This window comes from Rhodopseudomonas boonkerdii, assembly GCF_021184025.1.
In the GTDB taxonomy this organism is placed as follows: Bacteria; Pseudomonadota; Alphaproteobacteria; order Rhizobiales; family Xanthobacteraceae; genus Tardiphaga; species Tardiphaga boonkerdii.
In genome coordinates this window covers 1,794,489-1,809,609 of record NZ_CP036537.1, presented here as the reverse complement: position 1 = coordinate 1,809,609, position 15,121 = coordinate 1,794,489, and the positions used below count along the sequence as shown (strand labels likewise).

Annotated in this window: 15 protein-coding genes; 7 read left to right on the top strand and 8 right to left on the bottom strand. The window is 61.3% G+C overall.

Translation table 11 applies throughout. The features are described 5' to 3' along the window. Nucleotides 1–3 precede the first annotated feature (3 nt). Complete coding sequence (locus tag E0H22_RS08445; protein ID WP_233025218.1) at nucleotides 4–561, top strand: TetR/AcrR family transcriptional regulator; 558 nt, start codon at nucleotides 4–6, stop codon at nucleotides 559–561. A 155-nt stretch (nucleotides 562–716) separates the two neighbouring features. Here E0H22_RS08445 and E0H22_RS08440 read toward each other — a convergent pair whose 3' ends face one another. Then, complete coding sequence (locus tag E0H22_RS08440; protein ID WP_233025217.1) at nucleotides 717–1,310, bottom strand: GNAT family N-acetyltransferase; 594 nt, start codon at nucleotides 1,308–1,310, stop codon at nucleotides 717–719. 110 nt (nucleotides 1,311–1,420) lie between these two features. Next, on the bottom strand, nucleotides 1,421–2,356 hold the full coding sequence (locus tag E0H22_RS08435; RefSeq protein WP_233025216.1) for an SMP-30/gluconolactonase/LRE family protein: 936 nt from the start codon (nucleotides 2,354–2,356) through the stop codon (nucleotides 1,421–1,423). 197 nt (nucleotides 2,357–2,553) lie between these two features. Between E0H22_RS08435 and E0H22_RS08430 the strand changes: the two genes are divergently transcribed. After that, entirely contained in the window at nucleotides 2,554–3,378 is an 825-nt protein-coding gene (locus E0H22_RS08430; protein WP_233025215.1) for an enoyl-CoA hydratase/isomerase family protein, read from the top strand. Between the two features lie 171 nt (nucleotides 3,379–3,549). After that, entirely contained in the window at nucleotides 3,550–4,782 is a 1,233-nt protein-coding gene (locus E0H22_RS08425) for an ABC transporter substrate-binding protein (RefSeq protein WP_233025214.1), read from the top strand. Between the two features lie 12 nt (nucleotides 4,783–4,794). On the opposite strand, the gene E0H22_RS08420 is transcribed toward E0H22_RS08425, so the two are convergent. Continuing rightward, nucleotides 4,795–5,151, bottom strand: a complete 357-nt coding sequence (locus E0H22_RS08420) for a hypothetical protein (protein WP_233025213.1) — start codon at nucleotides 5,149–5,151, stop codon at nucleotides 4,795–4,797. Between the two features lie 116 nt (nucleotides 5,152–5,267). On the opposite strand from E0H22_RS08420, the gene E0H22_RS08415 reads away from it, so the two are divergent. Continuing rightward, complete coding sequence (locus E0H22_RS08415; RefSeq protein ID WP_233025212.1) at nucleotides 5,268–5,474, top strand: hypothetical protein; 207 nt, start codon at nucleotides 5,268–5,270, stop codon at nucleotides 5,472–5,474. A gap of 219 nt (nucleotides 5,475–5,693) precedes the next feature. Here E0H22_RS08415 and E0H22_RS08410 read toward each other — a convergent pair whose 3' ends face one another. After that, nucleotides 5,694–6,866 (bottom strand): MFS transporter, encoded by a 1,173-nt coding sequence (locus E0H22_RS08410; RefSeq protein WP_233025211.1) that lies wholly within the window; start codon nucleotides 6,864–6,866, stop codon nucleotides 5,694–5,696. Nucleotides 6,867–6,929: 63 nt separating this feature from the next. On the opposite strand from E0H22_RS08410, the gene E0H22_RS08405 reads away from it, so the two are divergent. Then, on the top strand, nucleotides 6,930–7,727 hold the full coding sequence (locus E0H22_RS08405; protein ID WP_233025210.1) for an AraC family transcriptional regulator: 798 nt from the start codon (nucleotides 6,930–6,932) through the stop codon (nucleotides 7,725–7,727). 890 nt (nucleotides 7,728–8,617) lie between these two features. Here E0H22_RS08405 and E0H22_RS08400 read toward each other — a convergent pair. From E0H22_RS08400 to E0H22_RS08385, 4 genes are all read right to left on the bottom strand, one after another. Then, nucleotides 8,618–9,019, bottom strand: a complete 402-nt coding sequence (locus E0H22_RS08400; RefSeq protein ID WP_430715267.1) for a RidA family protein — start codon at nucleotides 9,017–9,019, stop codon at nucleotides 8,618–8,620. Nucleotides 9,020–9,105: 86 nt separating this feature from the next. After that, nucleotides 9,106–10,770, bottom strand: a complete 1,665-nt coding sequence (locus E0H22_RS08395) for a benzoate-CoA ligase family protein (protein ID WP_233025208.1) — start codon at nucleotides 10,768–10,770, stop codon at nucleotides 9,106–9,108. A gap of 337 nt (nucleotides 10,771–11,107) precedes the next feature. Further along, a complete protein-coding gene (locus tag E0H22_RS08390) occupies nucleotides 11,108–11,920 on the bottom strand; it encodes an alpha/beta hydrolase (protein WP_233025207.1) in 813 nt (270 codons plus the stop codon). A gap of 5 nt (nucleotides 11,921–11,925) precedes the next feature. Beyond that, a complete protein-coding gene (locus E0H22_RS08385; RefSeq protein ID WP_233025206.1) occupies nucleotides 11,926–12,429 on the bottom strand; it encodes a MarR family winged helix-turn-helix transcriptional regulator in 504 nt (167 codons plus the stop codon). Between the two features lie 347 nt (nucleotides 12,430–12,776). On the opposite strand from E0H22_RS08385, the gene E0H22_RS08380 reads away from it, so the two are divergent. Both E0H22_RS08380 and E0H22_RS08375 read left to right on the top strand, forming a co-directional pair. Next, nucleotides 12,777–13,964, top strand: a complete 1,188-nt coding sequence (locus E0H22_RS08380) for an ABC transporter substrate-binding protein (RefSeq protein ID WP_233025205.1) — start codon at nucleotides 12,777–12,779, stop codon at nucleotides 13,962–13,964. Nucleotides 13,965–14,191: 227 nt separating this feature from the next. Next, the gene (locus tag E0H22_RS08375) at nucleotides 14,192–15,112 is read left to right on the top strand and encodes a branched-chain amino acid ABC transporter permease (protein WP_233025204.1); all 921 of its coding nucleotides are present in this window, start codon (nucleotides 14,192–14,194) and stop codon (nucleotides 15,110–15,112) included. The last annotated feature ends 9 nt before the right edge of the window (nucleotides 15,113–15,121 follow it).

Below are 15,121 nucleotides of genomic sequence, written 5' to 3'. Positions count from 1 at the left end.
GACATGACGACAAAGGAGCGGACCAGAACAGGCGGCCGGAGCGCGCGCATCCAGAGCGCGGTGCACGATGCTGTCCGTAAATTGGGCGGCCTTTCCACCCGAAACCAGATCACCGTTCCACAGATCGCCGCCGAGGCCGGTGTAACGCCCTCGACCATCTATCGCCGCTGGGGCGACCTGCAATCGCTGCTGGCCGACGTCGCCGTGGCCCGGCTCCGGCCGATCGGGGAGCCAGACGATACCGGCGCCATCGAAACCGACCTCCGCACCTTCATCGAACAATATGCCGAGGAAATGTCATCGCCGGTCGGCCGCGCGCTGCTGCGGGACGGGACATTGGACGCAGCCGAGGGGCAGTCCTGTGTCTGCTGCAGTTTCACCAATGACCACCTGACGACCCTCACCGAACGCGCCAAGGCACGCGGTGAGACGCCGTTCGACATCGAGGAAGTCATCGATCACGTCGTCGCACCCATCGTCTATCGCATCCTGATCAGCCAGGAGCCGCCAACGCCGGACTATTGCCGACAATTGATCGACCGGATTTATCCGCCAGCATAGGCACCACCCTCCGCCCTCATGATGAGGAGCGCGCTCTTGCGCGCGTCTCGAACCATGAATGGAGTACGCAGCCATCCTTCGAGACGCGCGCAACGCGCGCTCCTCAGGATGAGGGCGGAGCAAAACCGCGCTAAGCCCGCCGGGTATAATGATCGTTACCGCGGCTTCTCATCCAGCTGATAATTGAGATGCGCCTTCACGGTCGGCCATTCACCAGGCAAAATACTATACACCACCGTGTCGCGTAGCGTGCCGTTTGGCGCGATCTGATGATTGCGCAGGATGCCGTCCTGCTTGGCGCCGAGACGCTCGATCGCGCGGCGGGACTGGTGGTTGAAGAAATGCGTGCGGAATTCCACCGCGATGCAGTCGAGCTTTTCAAAAGCGTGTCCCAGCAACATCAGCTTGCACTGCGTATTGAGCGCCGTGCGCTGAACCCACTTGCCGTACCAGGTCGAGCCGATCTCGACCCGGCGATTGGCGGCATCGACATTCATGTAAGTGGTCATGCCGGCGATCTTGCCGGTGGCGTCCTTCACCGTGAAAGGCAGCATCGCGCCCGAAGCCTGCAGCGCCAGACGGCGATCGATCTCGGCGGCCATCTTTTCCGGCGACGGGATCGCGGTGTACCAGATCTTCGAGAGATCGCCGTCCTGCGCGGCTGCGATCAAGCCGTCGCAGTGGTCCTTGGCAAGAGGCTCGAGCCGGGCGTGAGGTCCAGAAAGCGTAACGGGTTCAAGCCACGGCATTGGTCAGTCCTTTGTTTGTCGTCATTGCGAGGAGCGAAGCGACGAAGCAATCCAGGGCCAAGTAAAAGCAGAGCTGGATTGCTTCGCTACGCTCGCAATGACGACTACGGTTACTTGTTCAGAAAATTCAGCGGCAGGCCACCGCGCGGCCAGTCCATCGCAATCAGCTCGCCCTTGCCCGACAGCGTGATGTACGCCGTCTTCAGCTCGGGACCACCAAAAGCAATATTCGTCGTCACGCGATCGCCCGTCTCGACTTGTTCGACCAATTTCCCGTCCGGCGCAATGACGGAAATGCAGCCGCTCACCAGCGTTGCGACGCAGACATTGCCGGAGGCTTCGACCGCCAGCGAGTCGAACATCTGATAGCCGCCGAGACCGCAGATGGGCCGTCCGCGTTCACCGCGATAGATCGTGTCGCCCGGAACGACCTCGCCCGGCGTGCCGACATTATAAGCCCATAGACGGCCGGTCGGCGTTTCCGCGATATACATGGTCTTCTCGTCCGGCGAGAGACCGATCCCGTTGGCCGGCAGCACGCCGATCACCTGTTCGGTGATCTCGCTCATCCCCGGCTTGATGTAATAGGCGCCGCCGACATCCATGTCGCGCGCACGGCGCTTGCCGAGTTCGCTGAACCACAACCCGCCTTGCTTGTCGAAAACGAGATCGTTCGGGCCCTTCAGATTGTGCTCGCCGCATTTGGTGAACAGCGTCTCGATCTTGCCGCTGGTGAGATCGACGCGCTGGATCGCGCCGCCGATATACTCATGCGGCTCCGGCGCATGCGGCATCAAGGTGCCGCGCGACGGCACCCAGCTGAAGCCGCCATTATTGGTGATGTACATCTTGCCGTCCGGGCCGAGAGCAGCGCCGTTCGGGCCGCCCGGGATCTTGGCGACGACTTCCTTGCGACCATCGGGATAGACCCGCGTCAATTGCTGCGCACGGATTTCGACCAGCACCACCGAGCCGTCAGGCATCACCACTGGGCCTTCGGGGAACGCGAGATCAGTCGCGAGAACGCGGATGTTCGGGGCAGACATAAGCAAGCACTCCCTCTGGATTTTCCTTGGCTTTTCTTGGTCTCACCGGCCGCTGCCGGCGCGTGGATGCGCGAAGTAGAGCAAACCGGCCTCGCCCTGCCAAGGCGCACAAATGCATGGCCTCTTGCACGCCATCGCCATTCCGCCTTAGCTGATGTCCACAAGAAGAACGTCAGAAGAAACGCCAGGAGGAAACCATGTCCGAGCCCGCTGTTGCACCGTCGACATCCGATGAAGTGCTTTATGCCGTCGCCGACCACATTGCCACGATCACACTCAATCGTCCCGAGCGGATGAACACGATTTCGCGTGAGATGCTGGCACAGCTCAGCACCCTCTTTCTGAAGGCCGATGCGGACCCCGACGTGCGCGTGGTCGTGCTGACCGGTGCCGGCCGCATGTTTTGCGCCGGGCTCGATATGGTCAGCGCCACCCAGGGCAAAGGCATCGGCTCTGCCAACGACGCCAACAGCACGCGCACCACACTCGACATGAAGACGGCACAACCCGTCGTGATGTTCAATATGGAAAAGCCGACCATCTGTCTGCTCAACGGCGCGGCCGCGGGGTATGGCATGGACATCGCACTCAATTGCGACATCCGTATCATGGCGGAGAGCGCTAAATTTGCCGCCGCTTTCGTCAAGCGCGGCGTGGTGCCGGAATCCGGCGGGACCTGGTTTCTGCCACGCATGATCGGTTGGGCCAAGGCGGCCGAACTGATCTTCACCGGCCGCACACTGTCGGCGCGCGAGAGTCTGGAGATGAGTTTGACCAATGAGGTGGTGCCTGACGCAGATCTGCATGCGCGCGGCCGCGCTCTTGCCGCCGAGATCGCAGCCAATGCACCGCTCGCCGTGCAAGCCGCAAAGCGCATGATGCGCGCCGGCCTCTCCGAGAATTTCGGCGAACACGTTCATCACGTCTTTCTGCAACTGCTACCGCTGTTCCGCACGGAAGATTTCCGCGAGGGCATGGCCTCTTTCCTCGAAAAACGCCCCGCCGACTTCAAGGGCCGCTAGGCACCCGTGCAGCGCGGCAGCGCGGCGCTTGTGCGCCGCGGCGACGATTGCGCTGACGGCTCACTTTCCAACTTTCAGTCTTGGTGCATACTCCCCGTATTCGAGCCGCATCATGCAAGCCCGCGCAGACGGGCGGTGCGGTTGATCGAAGCAAAGGGAGGACAAATCATCATGCATGACTTGAAAGTCCTGCGGGCTTTGATGCTCGCCTGTTTCGCCTCGACTGTATCCCTGGCATTGACTACGACCGCCCACGCACAGAAGAAATACGACACCGGCGCCACCGATACCGAGATCAAGATCGGCAATATCATGCCCTATAGCGGGCCGGCATCGTCCTACGCCACCATCGGCAAGACCGAAGCGGCCTATTTCAGGATGATCAACGAGAAGGGCGGCATCAACGGCCGCAAGATCACGTTCATTTCCTATGACGATGGCTACTCACCGCCGAAGACCGTCGAGCAGGCGCGCAAGCTGGTCGAGAATGACGAAGTTCTGTTCATCATGAACCCGCTGGGCACGCCGGGAAACACGGCGATCCAGAAATACATGAACGCCAAGAAGGTGCCGCAGCTGTTCGTCTCCACCGGCGCCGCGAAATGGGCCGACCCGAAGAATTTTCCGTGGACGATGGGATGGCAACCCAGCTACCAGGCCGAAGCGCGCATCTACGCGCAATACATCATGAAGAACCATCCCGGCAAAAAAGTCGGCGTGCTCTTCGCCAACGACGATTTCGGCAAAGACTACATCATCGGCCTGCATGAAGGTTTCGGCGACAAGGCCAAGGACTATATCGTCGCCGAAGTCCCCTATGAGACGGCATCACCAACGGTGGATTCGCAGATCGTACAGATCAAGGCCGCCAATCCTGACATCTTCATCAATATCGCTACGCCGAAATTTGCCGCGCAGGCGATCAAGAAGGTCGGCGAGATGGGATGGAAGCCGATTCATATCGTCACCAATGTCTCGGCCTCGGTCGGCAGCGTGATGAAGCCGGCCGGTTACGCCAATTCGCAGGATGTCCTCAGCGCCGCCTATATGAAGGACCCCAAGGATCCGACATGGAAGGACGATGCGGGCATGAAGGAATGGAGCGCCTTCATGGACAAGTATTACCCCGAAGGCGACAAGGATGACGGAGCCACCGTGTTCGGCTATGGCGTCTCGCAAGGCATCGTGCAGGTGCTCAAGCAATGCGGCGACGATCTCACGCGTGAAAATATCATGCGGCAGGCGGCCAACCTGAACATGGAAATCGGAATCTACCTGCCGGGCACCAAGATCAAGACCAGCCCGACCGATTTCAGCCCGCTCGAGCAATTGCAGATGATGCGCTTCAAGGGCGAAAGCTGGGAACTGTTCGGCCCGCTGATGTCCGGCGAGAAGGAATCGTAGGCGCGGCAGCGGCTATTTTGTACCGTCCTTCGTCGCCGGCACTGCATCCTTCGCGGGGGCCGGCGCGCTCGTGGTAGGTGGCGTGGCTTTCTGCGCCGCCTGCAGTTCTTCGACCGTCTTTTGCAGGCTTGCCACCGTTGCCTTCAGCGCCTCGATCTGGCGGTTGGCAGCGTCGAGGCGCTGTTGGTGGTCCAGCCGCAATTTGCCCACGGTTTGCTGCAGAAAGTTGACGTTGCTCTGCAGGCAACCGGTGCGTCGCTCCATGGTCTTCTCGGCCGTGCAGATCTCGATGCCAGGTATATCCTGCGCCGCCGCTACGCTGCTGCCCAAGACCACGAAAATCAGAGTGAAAAATGCAGAGCCGCGCATTGCCTGTCCTTTCGTCAACGTCGGACCATGAGAGCAACGGTGTTCGTGACCGGCTGTCAATCGGCCCCGACGTGAACCACGCAGGCAACGCGCCGTTTCTTCCACAGGAGCATCCCATGGTGACACGCGATCAACGGCTGGCCGAGTTCGACGGTCTAGGCGCCCCCGCCCCCGGCGAGCCCGTCCAGGTCCTGTGCGAAGACAAAAGCGGCACCTATCTGCTGCCATTTGTCTGCACCCACGCCGACGGACAATGGCGGAATGCGGTGACGGGCGATCTCGTACAGGCCCTGGTGATCGGCTGGCGACGCTCCGTCAAATAATTCTGTAAGTCTCACCCGGATTAGCGACGTTTCGTACCGCGCAGCAGCCTGCTTGGATACGTGAGTATCCGATTTTGTTTATCTGGTTGCGGTTGTAAATTACCGTTTCCACGAACCGCCATGCAAAGCTTTTGAGCGGCCGTTCCACGAATAAGGCCGGCTTCCCGCCGGCCTGTATCTTTCTCGTCAAGGCACCATGCCGGACAGAGTCGAGAGCAGTTATGCGGATGTCTCCGTCGGCAGTTCCGGAGGCAGGATCAGGGAAGCGATGATGACCAGCACCGACAGACCCGCGAAGGCATGCAACATCAGCATGAAGCCGCCGAGTTCGTAGAGCCATGCAACCAGGCCAACCGATGCGCCGGCAGCTGTGAAACCGACGAAATAACGCACCGCATAGGCCCGCGAGCGCCATTCCTCCGCGGTGTATTTGCCGACGATGGTCTCGTTGACGGTGACCTGGCCGAACAGCCCGACGATGACGCCGATGGCCACGAGAATCAGGGAGACATTCGACATGGTCGCCGCGAAATACAGGAACGGCGCGAGCAGCAGCGACAGCGGCAGGCAGACGGCTTTCAGCGAATAGCGATCGATCAGCCAGCCGATATTGTACTGCGTCAGCGCACCGAACACATAGACGCCCGCAGCGATAACGCCGAGTGTAGCCGGGTTGTGCGTCAATTCCGAAAGCCTTTCCGCAAACAGCTTCGGCAAGGCGATGGTGATGGCGTTGAACACCGTGGAGATCGCGACCACCGTCACCAACAGCGCGACGATGACACGCCACATGTCGGACTTCGCCACGCGCGCCTGCGCGGCGGCCTGCTTGAAGCCGGAGCGATCCTCATGCGCGACCTGCATCATGAAAACGACGCCGGCAGCGATGGTGAGGATGCCGGGAATGATGAAGGCCCAGCGCCAGCCGAGAAACTGACCGATCGCGCCGGTGATCAGCGCCGACGACGCCACGCCGAAATTGCCGAACACGCCGTTGATGCCCATCTCGCGGCCGAGCTTGTCGGCATAAGAGACGATCATGGCGGTACCGACGGGATGATAGATCGAGGCGAATAGACCGACCGCGAACAGGGCCACGCCGAGCTGCAGTGGCGTCTGCACCAAGCCGACAGCGATCATCGACAGGCCGATGCCGTGAAAGAAGATCACCATCATGTGACGACGGCTCCAGCGATCGCCGAACCAACCGGTGAACAGCGATCCCGCGCCGAACGCGATGAAGCCCGGCGTCGCATAAGGCAGCAGTTCCGTATAGGTCATGTTCATGGACGACCCCATGACCAGCACCGCAGCTGCGAAGATCAGCATCGCATAGTGATCGATGAAATGGGCAACGTTGACGAGAGTGATGACGCGGGCTGGTGAATTCATGAATCGATTTCCAAGGTGACCTGTGATGCCGTTATAAGCATTGAGCACATCGGGATGTCGCCAATGACTATCGTGGAAACGCCAATTCTGCCGCTCCCGGACCGCAGCCGGTCCACGGACGATGGCACCCATATGCTGGCGACCCGCTATCCCAAGGGCACCCGCCTCGACACCCACGCCCATCGCGAAGCCCAGCTCGTGTATGCCGCGGCCGGCACCATGCAGGTGACAACGCCAAAAGGGCGCTGGCTGGTGCCGCCGGACCGGGCGGTGTGGGTGCCGGCGCAGCTGCCGCACGCCATCGACGTGCTCGCTGACATCGAGATGCGCTCACTCTATTTCAACACCGAACGGCTGGCGCAGGACCGCAACGCCGCGCTTGCGTCCGAGTTCGTCGTTCGCGTGTCGCGCCTGTTGCATGAAGCTATTCTCGCGCTGTTCGACGGGCGCAACGATGCCGGGCGCATGGACCTGTTGATCCGGCTGGCGCTGCTGGAATTGCAACAGGCCAGCGATCCCACCACCTTCATGCCGCTGCCGCAGGAGCCGCGCAGCCGCCGCGCGGCGGAAATCGTGCTCGCCGATCCCACACGCAATTACGAGATCGAAACATTGGCGCAGATGGTCGGGACCTCAACCCGCACGCTGTCGCGTCTGTTTTCGGCGGAGACGCAACTCAGCTTCAAGAGCTGGTGCCAGCGCGCGCGCATCGCCGCGGCGATCGAGCGGCTGTCGGTAAACGGCAATGTCTCAATGAAGCAACTGGCGTCGGATTTGGGCTATGCGAGCTTTCCGGCGTTTTCGCATGCGTTCCGGCAAGTGACGGGGAAGAGCCCGACGGAATTTGCGGCGACGAAGTGAGAGGCAGTGGCAGCAGTGTCTCCTCTCCCGCTTGAGAGGGAGAACTACTCTCGGCGCGTCGCTGCTATGCGAATGTCAAACAGCCCCGTGATGTCCTGAACCCATGCGATCCCGTTCTCGCGGCGCTTGCGCGCCCGAGGTGTGAGCATTCCTTTCACCCTCTCCTTAAAAGAGGGCGCACGGAACGCCGGGTGCCCAAAGCACCCATGGCCTGTGCGCTTGATGCGGTCGTCCGCATGGAATGCGCCCAGGACTTCCGGAGACCCCAGGCAAGTGCCCAGCGTTCCGCGCGCGATGGTGCTTCCGGTTGCTTCGTGCTCTCCCGGGTGCTGACTGGTCACCCTCGGTTGAGTGTGTTTCTCAAGGCCGGTTGACCTGAGAACCCTCCACCTTCGTGCCTCTGAGGCACGGGACGGCACGACTTGGCCGGCGCTCGCGGCGTCGTCATCAGCGCTTCCGGATCGCAACTCACAGCACCTCTCGGCACCGCCCTGTCACGCCCTTCCCCGCCTGACGCCTAAGAGCGTCACCGCATCCCACCTCGCAGATCGTGACGATCGCGAACCACCCCTCTCAGTGAGGCGGGACGGGATGGAGGATGGGACAGGAGAGGAATATTGTCAAGAACAAAGGAAGAACAATACTTGCGCGACGCGCAACCTGTCATTCTCGTGAAAGCGGGGATCCAGTAGACACCGGCCGTGCGGCTCGAGCCGCGCGGCCAGTGTCTACTGGGTTGCCCGGTCGAGCCGGGCAACGACAGCGAAAGACGCGTGGCCGTAGGGCGGATGAGCGCCCGATGATAAACTCTGCGTAATCGCGTGCCGATTGCATGTGGCGAAGAATGGCGGATTACGGCTTCGCCTAATCCGCCCTACGAGCATACAAATTCAGCGCGGCACGATTGCGGTGGCTTCGATCTCCACGCGCGCGGCGCGCTCCACCAGCCGCACCACCTGCACCAGAGCCATCGCCGGATAATGCGCGCCGAACACGTCGCGATACGCTTTTCCGAGCTCCTTCAGGCTGCCCATATATTCTTCGATATCGACGACATACCAGGTAAGCCGCACCAGATGTTCGGGTCTTGCACCACCTTCGATGAGGATGTCCTTGATATTCTGCAGCGCCTGGCGGACCTGGCCGACGAAGTCCGGGTGCAGCTTTTCTTCGGCATCCCAGCCGATCACGCCACCGGTCACGACGATGCGGCCGTCAGCGGTCATGCCATTGGCGTAGCCCTTCGGCTTCGGCCAGCCTGACGGCTGCAGCGTGCGCACGCCCGAAAGCATGCTGTCAGCCTTCGCGCCTGGCACCACGGTCAATGTCGGCCCCTTTGGTGACGTCACCGGGCATACTCCTCAATTCAAGTCTTCGTTCAGGCCGCGGCGACGGATGCCGTCTCTGCAGCCAGCTTGCGCAGCGCAAAGCGCTGCAGCTTGCCCGTCTGGGTCTTCGGCAATTGCTGCACGAATTCAATCGCGCGCGGATATTTGTACGGCGCAATCTCACGTTTGACGTGGTTCTGCAACTCCGCCACCAGCGCATCGCTCGCCGCATGCCCCGCCGCCAGAACGACATAGGCTTTCACGATCATACCGCGATCGGGATCCGGACAACCGACCACACCGGCTTCCGCTACCGCATCATGGGTAAGCAATGCAGCTTCGACATCGGGACCGGCAATGTTGTAGCCGGACGAGACGATCATGTCGTCGGAGCGGGACTGGTACCAGAAGTAGCCGTCCTCATCCATCACGAATGTATCGCCGGTCAGGTTCCAGCCGTTCTGGACATATTTGGTCTGGCGCGGATCGGCCATGTATTTGCAGCCGGTCGGACCGCGGACCGCGAGACGGCCCATGGTGCCGGGCATCACGTCATGACCGTTGTCATCGACGATCTTGGCTTCATAGCCCGGCACCGGCTTGCCGGTGGAGCCTGGGCGAATCTCTTCCTCGATGGCGCAGATGAAGATGTGCAGCATCTCGGTGCCGCCGATGCCGTCCATCAGCTTGATGCCGGTCGCCTTGTACCAGGCGTCGAAGGTGCCTTTCGGCAACGTCTCGCCGGCCGACACGCATTTGCGCAGCGACGACAGGTCGTACTTCTCAATCTTGCCGAGAATGGCGCGATAGGCGGTCGGCGCGGTGAAGCAGACCGTGACCTTGTGCCTGGCGATCTCAAGCGCGAGATCGTCCGGCGTGGATTTTTCCGGCACGACGAAAGACGCGCCGATATGCAGCGGGAACAGCACACCGCCGAAGCCAAAAGTGAAAGCGAGCGGCGCCGAACCGATGAAACGATCATCCGGCGAGGCACGCAGCACGTTGCGGGCGAAGCCGTCGCACACCGCGAGCATGTCGCGATGGAAATGCATGGTGCCTTTCGGATCGCCCGTCGTGCCCGAGGTGAAGGCGATCAGGCAGATGTCGTCCGCTGCGGTATCGATGGCCTTGAATTCAGGACTCGCATCGGCGACCAGCGCTTCCAAGGAGTCATCCTTGCCGGTGCCCCAATAGACCACACGCCTCATTTCGGGCGCGCTGGCGACGGCCTTGTCGAGTTCATCGGACAGTTTGCCATCGCACAACGCGATCGAGATCTTCGCCTTCTGAATCGGATAGATCAGCTCCTTCGCACGCAGCAGCGGCATGGTGGCGACACAGACGCCGCCAGCCTTGATGATAGCGAGATAGGCAGCGACCATCATCGGATTGTTGGCAGAACGCAGCAGCACCCGGCCGCCGGGCACGAGGCCGAGCTTGCCCACCAGCACGTTGCTGATCTTGTTCACCAGCTCATAAAGCTGGCGGTAGGTGTAGCTCGCGTCAGGACCGATCATGCAGATCGCATCGCCGCGCCCCTCGTTGACCCAGCGATCGAGGAACGGCACCACGCAATTAATGCGATCGGGATAATGAAATTCGGGACGCGTGAAGGTGAATTCCGGCAACTGATCGGCCGGCGGCATGTTGTCCCACGCGAAGGTGTCCACATGCGCGGTGTAACGCTTCCCCGTCTGTGTATCGGCAGCGGCCATGACATGCTCCTGCGTCCGGACGCGTCGAGGCGTCGTTGGAAATCATTTTAGACTTAAAACATATCGGCGCAACTGCGGAAATTGGGGGCACGCTGAAATTTTTGGCGAGGCACCGGGATTGAAGCGGATAGTTTGGGCAGACGGCTTAAGGAGTAATCTGAGGGGGCTTGGAAGCTGAAGCGTGGGGAGAGTGCTCGGCCTGCATGGTTCGAGACGCCCGCGATGCGGGCTCCTCACCATGAGGGACCTCTACAGCGCCAACACACCCCAGCCCTCATCCTGAGGAGCCGCGCAGTGGCGTCTCGAAGGATGGCCGCAGGTGCTACAGCGAAACGACCTACAGCCCCGTTAGCGCCTTCAACCGCAGCACCATCGACGATGCCGCATCGGCCAGCGGCGCGATCGCCGTGAAATGATTGGCGCCGGGAACCGAGTCATAACGCGTCGGGATCGCCTCGCCCCAGGCCTCCACGATGCTGCGGCTCTGGCGGAAATACTCCGCGCTCTCTTCGCCGCCGACGACCGCATCGAGGCTGCCATGGGTCGGTACAGGACCGAACAGCGGGCTGGCCGCGCGGGCGCTGGCCTCGTCCATCTGCAGCGCCTTGTTGATGGAGGTTGCTACCAGCGGCGGCAGATCGAACAGACCGGAAATGGCGTAAGCCGCAGTCACCGTGTTGTTGGGCAATGCGGGATCGACGGATTTCCAGTCGGTTGCCAGCATGCAGGCGGCCAGATGCCCCCCGGCGGAATGGCCGGAGATCACCAGCGGCCGGCCGAACTTCGCGAGTTGGCACACGGCGGCCCGGATCTGCGCGACGATGTCGGCGACGGAAACCTGCGGGCAGAGATCGTAGCTCGGCATCGCGACGCTGATGCCATGGGTGGTCAACCCGCGCGACAGGTGGCTGAAGAAGGAGGCATCAAGCGCCTGCCAGTAGCCGCCATGGATGAAGAGCACAATCGGCCCCTTGTCATCGGCCGCGGTGAAATAATCGATCGTGTTGCGCGCGCCCGCGCCATAAGGGATGACCTGCGGCGCGTGGCCCTGTGCACGATACGCTTTTGCATCGCGCGCCCAGCCGGCGATGAGCTCGCCGCTTTCGGGCACACGGGCCCGGTTGTTGTATTCGGCTTCGAGATCGAGCATCGGAATTAAGGTGCTTTGTCGCTGGCTTTCTGGGCTGCCTTTTGTGCAGAGGCCTTGGTCTTGGCGAGCAGGCGCATCAACTCGCGCACATCCTTCGGCGTCAGGTCCGTAAATATCTCGGCGATCCAGGTCTCGTGCTCCTCCGCCATGCGGCGAAATTCAGCACGACCGAGTTTTGTCAAGCGGATGACCTGAACACGGCGGTCGGTGTCCGAGGTGCGGCGATCGACATGGCCGGATTCGACGAGACGTTCGACGAGGCCCGTCACATTGCCATTCGACACCATCATGCGCTTGGAGACATCCGACAGGGTCATGCCGTCAGGCACCTTGTCGAGCTGCGCCATCAGATCGAAACGCGGCAGGGTGACATCGAAGCGCTCGCGCAGACGACTGCGCACCTCGCCCTCGATCAAAGTGGTGCAGGTCAGAAGACGCAGCCAGAGCCGCAGCTCGTCACCGTGATCTTCGGGAAGTTCGACAGCCTTGGTCTCGGAGTCGAGAATCATGATGCAATCTTACCAGTCCGGTCGCCCGGCAGCGGATATTGCCGCCGTCCATCCACAAACGTCATGCTGCAACTGCGATCTTTTGACCTTCAAGCAATTTTCACACAACCGCAAGCCAAAACGCCGCAGGTCCACCGATCCTTGATTTCAAATAATTCTTTAAGCTTCAAGTAAATTGGCCTGCCCCTTGCATAGTCCACGGCATCGCGTGTTTGCGCCCAAAGACTGAGCAACATTGCTTGCGGCAGCTGCCGCGCTCAGCTTAAGCTGCGGGCAAAAGAACACAACTCGGTTGGGTTGACACGTTTAATCGGCCGCCTGTCGCCGCCGATCGGAGGAGGACGTTGATGAAGAAGCATCTCAAACTGGCAGGATTTGCCGCATTGATGGGCGCGACCGCCATGTCGGTATTGTCCCAAAGTGCGGCGGCTCAAGAGAAGATCAAGGTCGGCGTGATCGTGTCGCTGTCCGGCGCCGGCGCCGTGCTCGGCCAGCAGGCGAGAGACGGCTTCAACCTCGCGGTCAAGGATCTCGGCGGCAAGATGGGCGGCAAGGATGTCGAGGTCGTCGTCGTCGATGACGAATTGAAGCCCGATGTCGCCGTCACCAAAGTCAAGGGCCTGCTGGAGCGCGACAAGGTCGATTTCGTGGTCGGCCCGATCTTCTCCAACATCCTGCAGGCGATCCACAAGCCGGTCACCGAGAACAAGACCTTCCTGATTTCGCCGAACGCCGGCCCGTCCAGCTATGCGGGGAAAGAGTGCAATCCGTATTTCTATGTGACGTCGTATCAGAACGATCAGATCCACCAGATCCTAGGTAACGTTGCGCAGAAGCGCGGCTACAAGAAGATTTATCTGATCACGCCGAACTATCAGGCCGGCAAGGATTTCGTGGCCGGCGTGAAGATGGACTTCAAGGGCGAGATCGTCGAGGAGAGCTACATGCCGCTCGGCACGCTCGACTTCCAGGCCGAGCTGTCGAAGATCGCATCGATGAAGCCGGACGCCGTGCTCACCTTCATGCCGGGCGGCATGGGCGTGAATCTCGTCAAGCAGTACAAGCAGGCGGGCCTGCTCGACCGCATCCCGTTCCTTTCCACCTTCACCGTTGATGAATCGACGCTGCCGGCGCAGCAGGATGCAGCCATCGGCATGTTCGGCGGCTCGAACTGGGCGCCGAATCTCGATAATGCGGCCAACAAGAAGTTCGTGGCGGAGTATGAAAAGGCCTATAACAGCGTGCCGGCCACCTATGCCTTTCAGGCTTATGATGCCGCGCTGTTGATCAACAGCGCCGTGACCGCGCTGAAGGGCGACCTCTCCGACAAGACCAAGGTGGCGGCGGCGCTGAAGAAGGCCGATTTCCCTTCGATCCGCGGCAGCTTCAAGTTCAGCAATAACGGCTATCCGATCCAGGACTTCTACCTGACCAAGGTCGCCAAGCGCGCCGACGGCAAGTTCCAGACCGAGATCGCCGAAAAGGTGTTTTCGAATTACGCCGACCGTTACGCGAAGGACTGCGCCGCGCAATAAGGCTTGGACAGCAGTGTCCCCTCTCCCCGCCCTTGCGGGGAGAGGGTCAGGGTGAGGGGTTTATCCACCCGCTCATCCCGAGTTTGATACGACGATCGTGCCACGCCCCTCACCCGCCCGGCTTCGCTACGCTACGCCGGACGACCTCTCCCCGCGCAAGATGCGGGGAGAGGTTAGGGAGCGTCGCTGCTAATCTTTCGACCTGTTAGATCTCGGTACCCAGCTGCATGACTTTGACCCTCGCCCTCGTCCAGGTTCTCAACGGCCTGCAATTCGGGCTGATCCTATTCCTGATCGCCGCCGGTCTCACGCTGGTGTTCGGCGTGATGGACTTCATCAACCTCGCCCACGGGGTTCAATATATGGTGGGCGCCTACTTCGTCGCCGCCTTCACGGCCATGACGGGCAGTTTCTTCACCGGCCTCGCGCTGGCGTTGCCCGCCGCGCTGATCTTCGGGCTGGTACTGGAGCTGCTGATCTTCAGGCATCTCTATGACCGCGACCATCTCGATCAGGTGCTGGCCACCTTCGGCGTCATCATCTTCCTCAACCAGGCCGTCAAATATATCTGGGGCGCGGCGCCGCTGAATGTGCCGATTCCCGACGCGCTGTCGGGTGCCGTCGAGATCGCCGACGGACTGCTTTATCCGGTCTGGCGTCTCGTCATCATCGCCGTCGGCCTGTTGGTCGGCCTCGCGCTCTATATCGTGGTCAACAAGACCAAGCTTGGCATGCTGGTGCGCGCCGGCGCCAGCAATGCGCCGATGGTCTCCGCGCTTGGCGTCAATATCCGCCTGCTCTTCACCATCGTGTTCGGCGTCGGCGCCATGCTGGCGGGCTTTGCCGGCGCCATGATCGCGCCCATCCTCTCGGTCGAACCCGGCATGGGCGACAATGTGCTGATCCTCGCTTTCGTGGTCATCGTGATCGGCGGCATCGGCTCGATCCGCGGCGCCTTCATCGCGGCACTCCTGATCGGCCTTGTCGATACGCTCGGCCGCTTCTTCGCGCCGACGTTGCTGCGCGCGTTGCTCGATCCCTCCGCCGCGAGCCAGACCGGCCGCGCGGTGGCGCCGATGCTGATCTATATCCTGATGGCTGCCGTGCTGTTCTTCCGGCCTTCCGGCCTGTTCCCGGCCAAGAAGTAACGGGAGCGC